This window comes from Streptomyces sp. NPDC058525, assembly GCF_042719495.1.
Taxonomy (GTDB): domain Bacteria; phylum Actinomycetota; class Actinomycetes; order Streptomycetales; family Streptomycetaceae; genus Streptomyces.
The window spans coordinates 1-17,145 of sequence record NZ_JBHXNP010000026.1 but is presented as its reverse complement, the minus strand read 5'-3'; the positions used below and the strand labels follow the sequence as shown (position 1 = coordinate 17,145).

General features: G+C 66.9%; 5 protein-coding genes and 1 riboswitch. Of the genes, 2 read left to right on the top strand and 3 right to left on the bottom strand.

The annotated features are described in order from the left end of the window. Positions 1 to 40: 40 nt before the first annotated feature. On the bottom strand, positions 41 to 4,306 hold the full coding sequence (locus tag ACFWP3_RS14880; RefSeq protein ID WP_384220476.1) for a ricin-type beta-trefoil lectin domain protein: 4,266 nt from the start codon (positions 4,304 to 4,306) through the stop codon (positions 41 to 43). Between the two features lie 343 nt (positions 4,307 to 4,649). Here ACFWP3_RS14880 and ACFWP3_RS14875 point away from each other — a divergent pair, with 343 nt between their 5' ends. Continuing rightward, positions 4,650 to 11,939 carry an RHS repeat-associated core domain-containing protein gene (locus ACFWP3_RS14875; protein WP_384220474.1) on the top strand — a complete coding sequence of 2,430 codons (7,290 nt, stop codon included), beginning with the start codon at positions 4,650 to 4,652 and terminating at the stop codon, positions 11,937 to 11,939. Positions 11,940 to 12,095: 156 nt separating this feature from the next. Beyond that, a complete protein-coding gene (locus tag ACFWP3_RS14870) occupies positions 12,096 to 12,455 on the top strand; it encodes a hypothetical protein (protein WP_384220472.1) in 360 nt (119 codons plus the stop codon). Between the two features lie 165 nt (positions 12,456 to 12,620). Here the strand turns inward: ACFWP3_RS14870 and ACFWP3_RS14865 are convergent, their stop codons facing one another. Continuing rightward, positions 12,621 to 13,094 (bottom strand): hemerythrin domain-containing protein, encoded by a 474-nt coding sequence (locus ACFWP3_RS14865; protein WP_384220469.1) that lies wholly within the window; start codon positions 13,092 to 13,094, stop codon positions 12,621 to 12,623. Between the two features lie 18 nt (positions 13,095 to 13,112). Next, positions 13,113 to 16,805, bottom strand: a complete 3,693-nt coding sequence (gene cobN / locus ACFWP3_RS14860) for a cobaltochelatase subunit CobN (RefSeq protein ID WP_384220467.1) — start codon at positions 16,803 to 16,805, stop codon at positions 13,113 to 13,115. A gap of 53 nt (positions 16,806 to 16,858) precedes the next feature. After that, a riboswitch (cobalamin riboswitch) is annotated at positions 16,859 to 16,943 on the bottom strand. Positions 16,944 to 17,145 lie beyond the last annotated feature (202 nt).

Genomic DNA, 17,145 nt, shown 5'->3' with positions numbered 1-17,145 from the left:
CCGCTTCGTGGGCGGGAGCCCTGCCGACTATGGCGGGATGCTAAGGGTTGGGTGTCGGAAGGGGGGCCGTACTCAAGGCGGGAATGGTCCAGCGTTGGGCGTCGCTGCCGTTGCAGTCGTAGAGCCAGAGCTGGCGCCCGGGCGTTGTGTCGAAGTCGCCGAGGTCGATGCAGCGCCCGGAGACCGGGTTGTGGATGCTGCCGTCGGCTCGGGGGATGAATTGCTGGTTTCCACCCTCATTGCAGGTCATGAGCATGATGAGCGTGCCATTCGTCGTGCCGGCGTTGGTGGCGTCGAGGCACTTCGCTTGGATGCGGATAGTGCCATCCTTGTGGATCTGGAACTTCTGGGCTTCGGTGCCGTTGCAGCCCGCGATCTGAATCTTGTTGCCGTTGACGGCGAGGTTCCAGTCGTTGTCGGCACAGTTGTTGGCGGCGGCGGCCAGGATGATGGCGCTGGTCGAGCTGGGGGCGGTGACGGGCGCCGCGTAGGGGTAGACGGCAAGGTTGCTGATGCCCCCCTTGAAGCCGCTGCTGTTGAGCGCCCCGTTGGCTCGGAATCTGCCGAGGGTGAGTGGACCGGTCGGAGTGGGACTGTCGGCAGCCTTGTGGTGGCCGCTACCTGCGAGGACGCCATTGACGTAAAGACTCATCCGGCCAGTGCCTGCGTCGTAGACAGCAGTGAGCCGCGTCCACGCGTTGAGCACGACCGGAGCAGCGCTGCTGTTATGCGTGGTCATGTCGAACGGCCAGTCGTTGCTCTCACGATTGGCGAGAGCGAAGCGCCATGAGCTCTGGTAGGGGTCCGGGTAGAGGAGCACGGAACTGAATCGGGTGCCATCCTGGCTGAGGACGACGCTGCCTGCTTCGGTCGCCTTTGCCCAGGTGCTGATGGTGAAGCTGCTGCGGGTATCGATAACCGTGCTGGTGGTGGTGATGGTCGAGCCGGGGCCCGAGAAGGAGGCATAGGGCGTGTGGCGACCGCCGATGCTCTCGTTCAGGAAGGAGACTCCCGCTGTGGTGGCCGGGTAGTTGCCGACCGCACTCGGAGTGATGTTGTTGCTCTGACTGGCGAGTTTCCACTGCGCGGTCGGCTTGTTGAGGTTGCCCACGGAGACCGGCGTGGGAGCGAATCCCGTGCCGGCTGCATTCCCGACGAAGGCCATGAGCTGCTGATCGGCGCTGACTGCCCACAGGTCGGCCGCGTGGTCACCGTTGACGTCACCGTGGGAGCCCACGTAGGGATAGGCGACCGGGTCCACAGTGGCGATGGCGGCGGCAGCCGACTGAGCCTTCGGCGGGAGCAAGTCCTTGGTGGGGATGCCGCCTGCGTTGAACTGCAGCGGATAGCTGTAGAGCCTGCCGGACGCGTCGTCCCGTGCCCACAGAGTGGGAGTGCCGCCGACTTTGCCCGGCGCGACCAGGGTCGTGTTCGACCAGTCCCCTGATCCCAGAAGCATGCCTTGGCCAAGGCGGGTGTTGCCTGACGAGGCGCCCGGGTAGTACCAGAGGCGACCGTCTTCAATGGTGATCAGGTCAGGTAGTCCGAGGGTGTTGTCGAAGCTTCCCGGAGCCAGGAGCTGTGTGACCTTTGACCAGTTGGTGACGTATCCCGTGCACGTGGCCGCAGGGTTGCAGGCTGGCTTGGTGGTGATGGACATGACGCCCTGTGTAAGGGAGAAGTGTCCAGGTGTGCCGTTGTGTGCGGCGTCGTTGCGGTAGACGTAGAGCTGTCGCGTCGTCTTGTTGTAAGTGAAAATGTCGTCCACGCCGGACTGACTCAGGCTTCCGCGATGGGTTACGAGGTAGTTTTCCCAACTCGTTCCATCGGGGCTGGAATCGGGGGTCGACGCGGTGGCCGGTGTGGAGGCCGGGTCGGAATTCCCGGGGATGAGCAGCAGATTGCCGCTCGGGTCTGGCCTCAACATGTCCTGGAGTCCGTCACCGGTGACGTCGCCAGCCGCTACCTGAGCGGTCGGGTTCCAAGGGGCGTAGAAGCTGTAGGAGGAGGGCCTGGCGTTGTTCGCGCCGTCTACGGCCTGGACGTACAACGTGTGACTGCCCCATTGCTGGGCGGTGAGGTTGATCGGGACGTTCGCGGTGACGGAGCCATTGGCATCGGGGGTGACTGCGATCGACTGAGCACCGACCGGCGGGACAGGGGTGTCGAGGGAGTATTCGATGCGTCGGATGCCGCTCCTGAGGCATGGGTTGAGTTCGCATCCCGTCGGGATGGTGTCCTTGCTCGTCACGGGAATGGTGATGCCGGTGTCGCCCGCGTGAGCGGTGGGCTTGCGGCCGCTAGCGATTGGGGGGTAGGCGGCGGAGTCACCGAAGGCGACGGGGGTGGGAGGCGTGAGGTCGACCATGAAATTGCAGTCGGACGTCCACGGGCCTTCCAAGGTGCCGTCCGTTGCTTTGACGCCCCAGCCGTACTTGTGTCCGTCCGTCACGGCGATGCCTATGTTGGTACGGGCCACGGTGCCGGAAGCCACCCAGGAGCTCCTGGGCGAAGACACCGTGGCGGCTCCTCCGCTTCCGTTGTTCTTCATGTTGTCCCAGACCGTGTAGATGCCCTGGAGATTCACTCCCTGCATCGGAGAAGTCAGCCGGGCATTGAGCGAGATGTTGCTCTTGCCGTCGGTCGTGGAGGTCGCACCGATCCACCCCGGCGTTCCGTCGAGACAGGCCGAGGTGTTCGGGTTCGCTGACTCCGGAGTCGTCGTTACCAGATCCGGCGCGTGGGGCGGAATGTCGAAGACCGTCACGAGGTACGGATTGGTGCTGAAGCGCATGAATCCGAGGTTCGCAGTGGTCTTCCGGCTGTCACCGAACAGGCCGAAGGTCCAGGTGTCGTCGCCGGCGGCGGCGACCTGCCGGATCTGACCGACAACGTCGAAGTTCAGGTTCTTGTACCCACAGCTGGAGACAGGGCTGGCGCTGGAGACGCTTCGCGTGCCGAGGTTCGAGATGGGGGCCGGCCGGGTGCGCCACGTCGTGCTGCTACTGATCCCGTGCGTCCACTTGAGAGTAACCGGCCATTCGTTGGAGCAGCCGTGGTCGGCCCCGTAGGTCTCGGTCAGGTAGAGCGTGGAGCTGGAGATCACCATCTCAGGGCTGAGAGCGCTCGTGTTGATCTCGAAGTAGGACTCCTCCATACCGAAGCAGTTTGCGGTGTACTGCTGGTAGCCCACTCCCTCGCCCCAGTCCTGAGGGCTGTCGTACGTTGAGGAGTTGGGGCAGCCTTCCATGGTCTGGGCATAGTGGCCCGTCTGGGAGCTCACCGGGTTGACCACTGGGTCGATGTAGACGGGGTAGGTGGTGTTCGGCCCAGTCAGCAGGCCGAGGTCAGGGGTCAGCGTCAGAGCCTCATGTGTGGTGGTCAGACCCACCGTGGCTACTTGCGCTCCTGCCCCGGGGCTCTCGGCTGAGGACTGGTGGCCTGCAGCGGGGGTAGCAGGTGCCGATGTGCTCGCGCCCGCCTGGCCGGCTGCCGCCGAGCGGCTCGCAGCCGACTTCTCCGTCGACCCGGCAGGAGCTGCGCTGGGTGTCTTGGAGTCCCACATCAGAGGAGTGGCGCTCGTGTAGACCAACGCCCCGTCAGGAGCCGTCGCAGTCAGGTTGCCTGCGGAATCCTTGCCGACGGTCAGACCCTGTGTCTCTGTCGCGAGCCGTAGGTTCTGGATGGCGGGGTTCGCTGCCGCCTCCGCGCTCCGGACGATGAGGACCTCGCTGAACGCCCCCTGCTCGCTCACTGATGTCTGGAGGTCGACCCCGGGGAAGACGTCACGGTACAACGCGGTGTTCTTGGTGACCTGAGGGCGTGGGAGGGCGACAGGAAAGGAGAGGTTCAGGTGACGGCCGTCGCCGTTCACGAGCCTGGCGAGCGGACCTGTACCGCCGCCGGACAGTGTGACTCCCGAAGGGGTGGCCCGCGGGCTGTACGTGCCGTCCGCGTTCGGTCCGAGGGTGGCGTCAAGGGCGGTCCACGAGCCGCCCTTGTGGACACGGACAGGCTTGAGGTAACTGGTCCTACTGAGAGACCCGTTCGGCTGTGCGAAGGTCTCATCCGTCGGCGTCGTGAGCGTGCTGACGGGCACTGGCTTTCCGTCGGCCTTCGCCCGCTTGAGTGCGCTCTGGACCGGGCTGAGCTGTGCATGGGGCGCGGCAGCCGGAGTGCCCGGCGTTGCGGCAGGCCGAGCAGCGGCGGCAACGGCGCCTCCTGGGGCTCCGAGGGCCAGTCCGATTATGACGAGCAGGCCGGACGTGCGTCTGAGGCCCTGCCGCCGATCGATTTTCATCTGCATTCGTGGTTTCCCCCCACATATCGCTTTTGCGTACTATAAATTTCTGGTCACGATCCACGGTGGATGACTGGGCTCCACCCCCCGAAGGGCCGACCTGAATGCTTCATTCTGGCGGTCAGGTCGGCGACCGCCTGACCCTGGGGTGGTCCATATATGGACAAAGTGGCCGAGTTTGCCTCCGGGGTGGCGCGCCGAAAGGTTATTGCGGTCGTACGTTTGTAGCAATACGGTTTCTTTGATCTTGCAGGGTCGGTCATGGCCCTGCTTCTGTACGGCCCTTCGGGGTCGCGCACTTGGGGTGGGGACTGTCAAGGTGCGTTTTTCAACGCGAAGGTCTGCCGGCTTGCCCGGCAAGGGGTGGGGACGGTACGCGTTCGTCATCACGGCGGTGGCGGCGGCGATGTCACTGATCGTGCCGCAAGCGAGTGCTGAGACTGTCGGTGGGTACCGCTATACGGGGAAGGCGTGGGAAGACGGCAAGCTGCCCACGCTGCCCGTAGTGAAAGGGCGCCCTGCGGCCAGTGCCGCGGAGCAGGCGCTGCTCAGTGTGCCCAAAGGTGCGCGTGAGCTGCGGGCGCATGCGTCGAAGGCGCCAAAGTGGCCTGCGCCCAGCTCCGCGACCGTGGTGGTGGGCAGCGCGGCAACGCAGCTTGGCAGCGCTGCACGTGTAGGGCCGATGAACACGCCGGGTTCGGTCGCGCCCGCTGCGGCAGCGCCGGTCCGGGCCGGTACGTCGCCGGTGTGGATCGCACCGGCAGCTTCGGATGAGCGGCCCCAGGCGGGTGTGGCCCGCATGAGTGTGTCCGCACCTACTGGAGGCGCAACCTCCGTCCGAGTGGAAAGCGCCAGCCGCCAGCAGGCCCAGTCGGCAAACGTGAACGGCCTGCTCGTGGGGCTCTCGAGGGCGGACGGCAAGACCGCCGGCGAGCGCGTTTCTGTCGGCTTGGACTACGGCTCGCTGGCGAACGCGTTCGGTGGCGGCTGGGCTTCCCGGCTGCACTTGGTGCAGATGCCCGGCTGTGCCCTGACCACTCCGCACGTTGCGGCGTGTCGTGTGCAGAGTCCGCTCAGGACCGTCAACGACCCGGTAGCTCAGCGGGTGACCGCAGATGTCGATGTGCCAGGCGGTGCCGTGGCGTTCAAGGACGCGGCTCTGGCGAAGGCATCCAGGCTGCAGGCTGCGGGGGCGCAGGTCCAGTCCGTCGCGGTCGCAGCGGTAGCTGATACGGGTGGTTCGCAGGGCGACTACGGGGCTACCTCGCTGTCCACCTCGGGGTCCTGGACCCAATCGGCTTCTGGCGCCTTCACGTACAACTACCCGATCGCGGTTCCGCCGTCTTTGGGCGGCAAGGGCCCCTCGGTGGCACTGGGCTACAACTCGCAGTCCATCGATGGCAAGACTTCGGCGCGCAACTCGCAGTCGTCGTGGATCGGCGATGGCTGGGGCTACACCCCGGGTTTTATCGAGCGTGCTTACAAGCCCTGCAAGCAGGCTGGGATCGACGACTCGGGTGATCAGTGCTGGGCGGGCTTCAACGCAACGCTGTCTCTCGGTGCGCACACCGGCGAGCTGGTGCGTGACAGCGGCGGGGACTACCACCTTCAGTCGGACGACGGCACGAAGATCGAACGTTTGACCGGCGCTTCGAACGGGCTCTGGGAGGGCGAGTACTTCAAGGTCACCACGACCGATGGCACCGCCTACTACCTAGGCCTCAACCACACTCCGGGTACGACCGCGGACAGTGCGACCAACAGTGCCTGGGGCATACCGGTCTATCACCCGAAGTCCGGTGATCCCTGCCACAGCTCCGCCAAGGGCAACGCATCCCAGTGCGACAAGCAGCTCGGCTACCGCTTCAACCTGGACTTCGTCGTCGACCCGAGTGGGAACGTCCAGCGGTACGATTACGCCACCGAGGCGAACTTCTACAACATGGGGCTCGGGCCGGTTGCCAAGGACGGTGAAGGCGGCATCCTGACCGAGTACACCCGCTCGGGCTACCTCACCCGCATCTCCTACGGCTACAAGCTTGCGGACGCCACCGCGGGAAACGATCCCGCCGCGCGCATCAGCTTCGATACCAAGCAGCGGTGCACGACCTCCGACACCGTGTGCAAGGCCGAGAACCTGACGTCGGACACGGCGAGCAACTGGCCGGACGTTCCCTACGACATCAACTGCCCCTCCTCTTACAAGACGAAGGGAGAGGGTGACGACGTCTGCAAGGTCGGGTCGCCGACGTTCTGGTCAACCCATCGCCTCAAAGACATCACCACTCAGGTCAAGACCGGTACGGGCTGGCAGGACGTCGACAGGTACACCCTGACGCATGTCTTTTCCGACGCCGGTGGGGTCATCGACCCGGTAACTGGGCTCACCGGGGACCCGAAGAACGCCGGGCTTCTGCAATCGATCATGTGGTTGTCCTCCATCCAGCACACCGGACTCGACACCAGCGCCGGCGGCACCAAGCCCATTGCGATGGACCCGGTCACCTTTACCGGTATCGAGATGGACAACCGTGTCGACGGGCTGACCCCCGCAGCGCCTCCGCTGTACCACCCGCGAATCTCCAGTATCCGGACCGAGACGGGCGAGTCCCTCTCTGTCAAGTACCGGGATCCCGAGTGCTCGCGGGCCCGGAACACCATGCCGACGGCGGCCGACGAGAACACCATGGCCTGCTACCAGGCCTACTGGTACCCGCCGGGTGCTGCGGATCCCGTGGAGGACTGGTTCGTGAAGACGTTGGTCACCGAGGTGGTCAACAGCGACCTCACCAAGGCGGGGTCCCCTGCCAAGGTGACCAAATTCGAGTACGGCGGCGGTGCGGCATGGCATCGCGACGACTCGGATCTCACCGACGACCAGTACCGGACCTGGAACGGCTTCCGCGGTTATCGGACCGTCACCACGACTTCGGGTGTCGCGCCCGATCCCGTCACCCAGTCGGTGTCGACCTACCTGCAAGGTATGGACGGCGACTACAAGAAGGACGGCACCCAGCGTTCGGTGTCCGTGAGCAACTCCCTCGGTGAGTCGTCACCGGACAGCAGCTGGCTCGCGGGAGCTCTGCTCGAGACGCAGGTCTACACCCAGGCCGGCGGAAACGTCACCTCCAAGACGCTCAACGGTCCGCTCGTCTCGACCGAGACGGCAAGCCGCTCCCGCACGGCCTGGACGTCGAAGGAGCCGGCTCCCACCAAGCTGTCGACCCTTCCGGCGCTGACGGCGCGGAGGGCAGGCGAGGTGACCAACCGGACCTCGAACCTGTTGTCGAACGGCAAGTGGCGCACGACGAAGAACATCTCCACGTACGACAGTCTCGGCCGGGTCCACAGGATCAACGAGAAGGGCGATATCGACCAACCCTCCCAGGAGAACTGCACCACCGCCAGCTACGCGACCGCGCCTTCGGGCAACCCGATGATGCTGGTGTACCCCAGCGAGACCATCTCGGTTGCCGGGCCCTGCACCACCGCTCCGAGCGCCGCCACCACACTGAGCCAAAAGCGGTTCTTCTACGACGGTGACGGGTCCGTCACCAGTCCCGGGACCCACGGAAAGCTGGGACAGACCTGGGCCTCGGACGGCAAGTCACACTCGCTCGGCTATACGACCGCCGTTCAGGTTGCGACGAGGTACGACGGATCCGGCAATCCGGTCTTCCAGACCAACGGCGCGGTCACGTATGACGGCTATGGCCGGGTGACGAAGCAGCTCGATGCGGCGTCTAACGCCACGACCACGGCGTACTCACCCGCCACGCTGACGCTGCCCACGCAGGTCACCACGACGTACCCACAGCCGTTCGGCTGGACGTCCACGTCTGAACTGTCGCCCGGGCGCGGCTTGAAGAAGCGGACCACAGACGCGAACAACCGCGTCACCACGAGTACATATGACGCGCTCGGCCGACGCACCGAGGTGTGGACGCCGGGCCGGGACAAGGACACGCAGAGTCCAGACCGCAAGTTCACGTACGAGGTGAACGGTGCTGGTGACAACCCCAACCCGCCCTCGGTGACCACCGAGACTCTCCGTGAGAACGGCAGTTACGGAAAGTCTGTCACCATCTACGACGGAATGCTGCAGGTCCGTCAGCAGCAGACGACGACCGCGGACAATTCCAAGGGTCGCTTGATCGCCTCCACGTCGTACGACAGTCACGGCTGGCCGGTGTCCAGTATCGACACGTACGCCGATCCCAGTACGTATCCCGGCACCACCCTATGGGTCGAGACCGAGAACACGGTGCCGTCCCAGACGAGGCAGGTATACGACGGCCAGGGCCGCGTTACCGCGGCCGAGCAGTGGTCGAAAGCAGCCAAGCTCTGGCAGACGACCAACTACTACTTCGGCTCGGACCGCGTGTCCACGGTGCCGCCCGAGGGCGGACAGGCCACAACGACTCTGACCAACGCCCTGGGACAGACGACGACCAGCCAGACCAGGGACAGGACCCCGGACCAGAAGTTGACCGCCGGTACCACGATCCTGTCCGGGAGAAGCGTCACCTCCAGTAGCGTCCGGCTCAACATGCAGGCGGACGGCAACCTGGTCCTGACCGGGATAGCCAACAACAAGGTGCTGTGGTCCTCGGGTACGGCGGGCAACCTCGGTGCGAGCGGTGCTGTCCGGGCCGATGGGAGCCTGGCCGTCGTCAGCACGGCCGGCGCGGTGCTGTGGTCCTCCGGCAGCGGTAATGCCGGTGCCACGGGCGCTTATGCCATGGTGAAGGCCGACGCCACGGTGCAGATGTACAACGCGTCAGGTGTCAGTATCTGGACTTCCGGCACGGCCGGAAAGGCCGCTGTCGCCGACACGACCACGACGTACGCGTACACACCTGCGGGCAACCTCGCGTCGGTCAGCGACACCGTCGGCAACAAGTGGACGTACAAGTACGACCTGTTGGGTCAGAAGACTTCACAGACCGACCCCGACACCGGAACCAGCACCTACGCCTACGACGTGTTCGGCCGCGTGGTCCTTGCCACGGACTCCCTGGGCAAGAGCCTGTCCTACACCTACGACGGACTGGGGCGTAAGTCTGGCGAGTACGAGGGAACCAGTTCCACCGATCCGGGCAAGAAGCTGGCCGAGTGGACGTACGACACCGTCGCGAAGGGCTACCCCACGTCCTCCACACGGTTCGTCGGCGGAGCGAACGGCCGCGCCTACACCAAGAAGATCAATGGCTACACGACCGCCTACCAACCCACGGGCGCGACGACCGTCATCCCGTCCGCGGAGGGCAAGCTCGCCGGGAGCTACACGACAACGGCGGAGTACACCCCCAACGTCGGCCTCCTGTCCTCCACGACCTTTGGGGCCGACGGCGGCCTGCCGGCCGAGACCATCGGCTACGGCTACAACCTGCAGGGGCTCGTCACCGAGACCGGTAGCGCAACCACGCCCTACCTGACCCAGGCCATCTACAACCCGCTCGGTCAGATTACCCAGTCCACCTACGGCGCCTACGGCAAGCAACTTCGCACGGCGCAGACGTACGACGCTGCTACAGGCAGGCCGGCCAGCACGACGATCAGCCTGCAGACAAGCAGCTCGACCCCGATCGACGCCACCACGTACGCCTACGACCAGGCCGGCAACCTCACGGGCACGACCAACGTTCAGTCCAGCGGGGGTGCGGTCACCGGCACGGACACCCAGTGCTTCCTCTACGACGGGCAGAACCGCCTGGCGCAAGCGTGGACGGACACGAAGGGGCTCACCGCACCGACAGCAGGCCAGGTCTCCCGATGCAACACCCGGACTCCGTCCCCTGCGACCATCGGTGGGCCCAGCCCGTACTGGCAGTCCTTTACGTACAACCTGCTGGGTGACCGTACGCAGCAGGTCAAGCACGACACCGGCGGCAACCCGCTCAAGAACGTCACCCAGAACAGCGTCTACCCGGGCAATGGGGTGGCCCCCGCTGCCCAGCCCAACGCCGTCTCGTCCGTCACCACCACGGGACCTGACGGAACGACCACGCTCACCCCGCTTTACGATGCGGCGGGCAATACGACCGGCCGCGACACCCAGGTTGGCAGCGCGGCGGCGACGACCCAGACCTTCACCTACAACGCCCAGGGACGTACGCAAAGCGTCACCACCCCGAAGGCCGGTGCGGGTGGAGGCAATCAGACCGCCGACTACCTTTACGACGCGGACGGCGCGCTCCTCCTGCAGAGGTCGCCCGACAGCGATGTCCTGTACCTCTTCGCCGGTGCGGAGCAACTGGCCCTCACCAAGTCGACGAACACCGTCAGCGGACTCAGGCACTTCACCAACCCGGACGGCACGCGCATCACCCGCTCATCGACCGGAACGGTTACCTACCAGCCGACGACCCGGCAGAGCACCGCCCAGTTGATGGTCGACGCTGTGACGCTCGCTGTCACGCGTCGTGCTTTCGACCCGTACGGCGCCCTTCGAGGTAGCGTACCGACCAAGTGGGCCGACAATCGCGGCTACCTCGGGAAGCCGGTTGACGCCACCAGCGGCCTCAATTTGCTTGGTGCCCGCAACTACGACGCGGCCCTCGGCCGATTTCTCACCGTGGACCCCGTGTTCCTGGCCGGCGACCCCAACCAGATGGGGGGCTACAGCTACGCCAGCAACGACCCGGTCAACATGAGTGACCCGTCCGGCCTCCTCAGCATTTCTGATATCGGCGAAGCGCTCTCAGGTCTTATCGACGGCGTCTTCGGTGGTGGGAGCGAATGGTGGAACTACTTCTTCAATCCCGGTGGATGGCTCCTCAGCAACCTCACCGATATCTACAACGGTGACAATGAGACCTTCAACGGATGGACCGGATACGAGGGGCCTGGCGCCGAGGACCGCGTACCCAACCTGTGGGGTCCGAACCCGACCGCCGAGCTCTTCGGAATCGACCCGAACTCTGATAACTACCAGATGGGTTACATCGGCGGGATCGTCGGATCCCTGGCGGAGGGCGGCGCAGGCCTCGCCATAGCCCTGGTAAAGGGGTTCAGATTTGTCAAAGCGGCCGGCAGCTTCGGGGAGGCATTCACTAGCGTCAAGAATCTACTCAAGGGCAACACTCAGGGACCCCCACCGGCCAAGGCCGATCCCCACACCACTCCTGACGAAGCGGCCCCCAGCGAGCCAAGCGTGGGCACGCCTAAGGACACTGCAGCGCCTCCTCGTGGGACGACGGACCGAGGGAAGGCGGGCGCCAAGCCTGCTTACGCCTACACTGAACCTGCCCCGGCTAACTGGACGCCTGGCGGGCAAAATGCGCGCGGCACCAGATTGGCCAGCAATGCAGCAGTCGAACAGCGGAGTGCGGCTACGGGAAGTCGCGCGTACGTTTCCGGGTTCCGGACTGACACTGGTGACCTCGCGGTCGCTTCCTCCGGTCCCGGTATCTCTGGATGTGGGAGGTCGTTCTGCGCTGAAGGAATCGTCGTGCAGCTCCTTGGCGGAGACTGGACAAAGGTAAGGTTCGGTAAAGCGTTCGAAGCTGAGCGGGTGGGGAAAGTTACAGTAGGTAAGCAGAAAGTGGGAGTCTATAAAGCAAAATTCAAGGCTCCGTGCGACGAATGTAGGTTGGACTATCCTGATGAATCCTTCGCAGATGGTGTAGTGAATTAAAGAGTCGGATTGGTTAACCTGTGCTGGAGGGTTGCTGAAGTGTCAAGTATGTCGTCTGTGGAAGTCCAGAGGTATGACTGGAAATCCATCCGATGTGGCTGCGGGCAGTCAGCTGATCATCTCATTGGGATGATGCAGTCGATGGCGGGAGGTCCCGTGTCGGACTTCAGGCAGCTCGAGGGTCATGCATTTATTCAGTCCAATTTGCAAGGGCCTGCTCCAGCCATCGCTTCATGGGCCATGGCGTTGCTGTCCGAGGCGACAGTCTCATCGCAAGTCGAGCGAATTTCCTGGCTTATTGGCTGGATCCTCGGGTGTGAGGGGGAGCCTGACTCAACCTTGGTGCCCATTTATTCGGAATGTGTTGCGGCGATCCGTGATGGAATCCTGATTATCTATGGCAAACTTTTCGAGCCTGTGGGATCTGACTCGATCGGTGAGCTGCTCGAAATTCTCGAAATCGTAGATCGGGATCCGCGTCGGCTCGCGTTCTATAAGGACATTCTCGATGGGTAATGGCTAGCGTCTTGCGGTAGCTGGGTATGCTGGTAGCGGCCGTTCTCTTTCCCGATGACGGCCGCTTGCCGTTGACGTGAGATGCGTTGGGGGCGGGCTGCACCGTCGACCGTGCTCGGTACACCGGTACACCGGTACACCGGTGTACCTGCCCCGACGCCCGCGTCAGCCCGCCGGGTGGAGTTCGGACTCGGGGTGGGCTGATTGCCAGGCCTGGATGGAGCGGTTCCAGTCCTCGCCCGTGAGGGCCGTGAGGGAGGCCGGGAACAGGCCGTCCTCCTCCTTCGCGATGTGGTGGTGGAGGTCCGCCGTCGACCGGCGGAACAGCTCCGCGTCCTCGGCGTCCGCGAGGTCCGCGCGGGCCAGGAACGTTGCCAGCTCGCGGTGTTCCGAGATCAGGGCCTCGATGTACGGGGCGTATTCGGGGTCCATGGACATGACCGCGAAAAGGCCGTCCTCCTCGCCCTTCCAGTGGGCGAGGAGGACGGCCGTCATCGTCGAGAGCAGGGCCTGGGCGCGCGGGACGTCACCGGTGTCCAGGGCGCGGAGGGCGTCGCCCGCCGCGTTCGTCACCGTCTCGTGTTCCGCGATGAATTCCTTGATCAGCGGGATCTGGCGGCAGCCGCAGTAGTGGCACATCCCGCCAGTGTGAAGGGGCTACTCCGCTTCGCCTTCCAGGTTGCCTTCCGTGTCCAGGTAGACCTGGCGCAGGGATTCGAGGATCTGCGGGTCCGGCTTCTCCCACATGCCGCGGGACTCGGCTTCCAGGAGGCGCTCCGCGATGCCGTGCAGGGCCCAGGGGTTGGCCTCTTCGAGGAAGGCGCGGTTCTCCGGGTCCAGGACGTACGTCTCCGTGAGCTTGTCGTACATCCAGTCCGCGACCACGCCCGTGGTGGCGTCGTAGCCGAAGAGGTAGTCGACGGTCGCCGCGAGTTCGAAGGCGCCCTTGTAGCCGTGGCGGCGCATCGCCTCGATCCACTTGGGGTTCACGACGCGGGCGCGGAAGACGCGCGAGGTCTCCTCGACCAGGGTGCGGGTCTTGACGGTCTCCGGGCGGGTGGAGTCGCCGATGTACGCCTCCGGGGCCGTGCCGCGCAGGGCGCGGACGGTGGCCACCATGCCGCCGTGGTACTGGAAGTAGTCGTCCGAGTCCGCGATGTCGTGCTCACGGGTGTCCGTGTTCTTCGCGGCCACCGTGATGCGCTTGTAGGCCGTCTCCATCTCGTCGCGGGCCGGGCGGCCCTCCAGGCCGCGGCCGTACGCGTAGCCGCCCCAGACCGTGTAGACCTCCGCGAGGTCGGCGTCCGTACGCCAGTCGCGGGAGTCGATCAGCTGGAGGATGCCCGCGCCGTAGGTGCCGGGGCGGGAGCCGAAGATGCGGGTGGTGGCCCGGCGTTCGTCGCCGTGGACGGCGAGGTCCGCCTGGGCGTGGGCGCGGATGAAGTTCTGGTCCGCCGGCTCCTCCAGGGACGCCGCCAGCCGGACCGCGTCGTCCAGGAGGCCGATGACGTGCGGGAACGCGTCGCGGAAGAAGCCCGAGATGCGCAGGGTGACGTCGATGCGCGGGCGGCCCAGCTCGGCGAGGGGGATGGCCTCCAGGCCGGTCACGCGGCGCGAGGCCTCGTCCCAGACCGGGCGGACGCCGAGCAGGGACAGCGCCTCCGCCACGTCGTCGCCCGCGGTGCGCATCGCGCTCGTGCCCCACAGCGACAGGCCGACGGACGCCGGCCACTCGCCGTTGTCCGTGCGGTAGCGGTTCAGGAGGGACTCCGCGAGGGCCTGGCCCGTCTCCCACGCCAGGCGGGAGGGGACGGCCTTGGGGTCCACCGAGTAGAAGTTGCGGCCCGTCGGGAGGACGTTGACCAGGCCGCGCAGCGGGGAGCCGGAGGGGCCCGCCGGGATGAACGAGCCGTCCAGGGCCGCGACGACGTGGGCGATCTCGTCCGTGGTGCCGGCCAGCCGCGGTACCACCTCGCGGGCCGCGAACGACAGCACCGCCGCGACGTCCGCGGAGTGGTCCCGCGCGACCCCGGCCACAGCGTCGGGGGACCAGTTCGCGTCCTCCATCGCCTGGACCAGGGCGCGGGCCTGCTCCTCGACGGCGTCCGCCGAGGTACGGGTGGCCGCCGACTCGTCGAGGCCGAGCGCCTCGCGCAGGCCCGGGAGGGCCGTCGTACCGCCCCAGATCTGCCGGGCGCGGAGGATGGCGAGGACCAGGTTGACGCGGGACTCGCCGGCCGGGGCGCCGCCCAGGACGTGCAGGCCGTCGCGGATCTGCGCGTCCTTGACCTCGCACAGCCAGCCGTCGACGTGCAGCAGGAAGTCGTCGAAGCCGTCGTCGTCGGGGCGTTCGGCCAGACCGAGGTCGTGGTCGAGCTTCGCCGCCTGGATCAGGGTCCAGATCTGCGCGCGGATGGCCGGGAGCTTCGCCGGGTCCATCGCGGAGATCTGGGCGTACTCGTCGAGGTGCTGTTCCAGGCGGGCGATGTCGCCGTACGACTCCGCGCGCGCCATCGGCGGGACGAGGTGGTCGATCAGGGTGGCGTGCACGCGACGCTTGGCCTGCGTGCCCTCGCCCGGGTCGTTCACCAGGAACGGGTAGATAAGCGGCAGGTCGCCGAGGGCCGCGTCGGGCGCGCAGGAGGCGGACAGGCCGGCGTTCTTGCCGGGGAGCCACTCGAGGTTGCCGTGCTTGCCCAGGTGGATCATCGCGTCGGCGCCGAAGCCGCCGTCCTCGGTGCGGGCCTGGATCCAGCGGTACGCGGCCAGGTAGTGGTGCGAGGGCGGCAGGTCCGGGTCGTGGTAGATCGCGATCGGGTTCTCGCCGAAGCCGCGCGGGGGCTGGATGAGGATGAGCAGGTTGCCGCGGCGCAGGGCGGCCAGGACGATGTCGCCCTCGGGGTTCGAGGACCGGTCGACGAACATGTTGCCGGGGGCCTCGCCCCAGTGCTCCTCGACGCTCGCGCGGAGGTCGGCGGGGAGGCCGGCGAACCAGCGCCTGTAGTCGGCGGCCGGGATGCGGACCGGGTTGCGGGCCAGCTGCTCCTCGGTGAGCCAGTCCTGGTCGTGGCCGCCGGCCTCGATCAGGGCGCGGATCAGCTCGTCGCCGTCGCCCGAGATCAGGCCGGGGATCTCGGGTACGGGACCGAAGTCGTAGCCCTCGGCGATGAGGGTGCGCAGCAGCTCGACGGCGCTGGCCGGGGTGTCCAGGCCGACCGCGTTGCCGATGCGGGAGTGCTTGGTCGGGTACGCGGAGAGGACCAGGGCGATCTTCTTGTCGCGGCGGTCGATGTGGCGCAGGCGCGCGTGGCGTACGGCGATCCCCGCGACCCGGGCGGCCCGCTCGGGGTCGGCCACGTAGGCGGGCAGGCCGTCCTCGTCGAGCTCCTTGAAGGAGAACGGGACGGTGATCAGGCGGCCGTCGAACTCGGGCACGGCGACCTGGGTGGCGGCGTCGAGGGGGGACAGGCCCTCGTCGTTGTCCTCCCAGGCGGTACGGGATCCGGTCAGGCACAGGGCCTGGAGGATCGGCACGCCGAGGGAGGCGAGGGCGCCGGCGTCCCAGGACTCGTCGTCCCCGCCGGCGGAGGCGGTGGCGGGGCGGGTGCCGCCGGCCGCGAGGACCGTGGTGATGACCGCGTCGACGCCGGCCAGCGCGGCGAGGAGCTCCGGCTCCGGGGTGCGGAGGGAGGAGACGTACAGGGGGAGCGGCTGGGCGCCGTGGGCCTCGATGGCGTCGCACAGGGCGTGCACGAAGGCGGTGTTGCCGCTCATCTGGTGGGCGCGGTAGTAGAGGACGGCGACCTTGGGGGCGGTGGCCTGCGGGGCGGTCGTCTGCGGGGCGGTCGTCTGGGGGGCGTCGGGCTGCTGGGCTTCGGTCTGCCGGGCTTCGGGCTGTCGGGCCGTGCGCTCCAGGGGGCCCCAGGTGGGGGAGGCGGCGGGCGGCTCGAAGCCGTGGCCGGTGAGGAGGACGGTGTCGGAGAGGAAGCGGGCCAGCTGGTCGAGGTTGGCGGGGCCGCCGTGCGCGAGGTAGCCGTGGGCCTCGGCCGCGATGCCGATCGGCACCGTGGAGGCCTCCATCAGCTGGGCATCCGGGGCCTGTTCGCCGGTCAGGACCACGACCGGGCGGGTCTGGCCGGGGGCCAGGAGCAGGTCGAGGCCCTCCTGCCAGGCGCGGAGGCCGCCGAGGAGGCGTACGACGACCAGGTCGACGCCGTCGAGGAGGTCGGGGAGGTCGTCGAGGGGAAGGCGGGAGGGGTTCGCGAACCGGTACGGGACGGGGCCGTCCGCCGATGTCGCGGCGCGGGCGCTGAGCAGATCGGTGTCGGACGTCGACAGCAGCAGGATCATGCGGCGGCAGGCCTTCCTCGGGGTTTCCGCGCCCCGGGCAGTGAGGACGGCGGGAGTTCCTGACTCACCCCGGTCGCGGAGGTCGCTCCGCGGGGTTCACAGTGGCGGGACCGCGCCGGAATCGCACCGGGCTTCCTCCCATGTCGCCGTCCTCGGCGATGGCGGGGCCGTGTGGCTCCGCCGGGATCATCCTAGGGGGCGGCTGCCGTTGGCGGGAGGCGGGGTGGTGGGGTTCTCGCAGGTGCGAGGCCGGTTCCGTCCCCGGGGGTGGGGCGGGGGCCGTCGGGCGCGGCGCCGGTCCCGGGGGGGGGCCCCCGGCCCCCGGGCCGCGCGCGCCCCC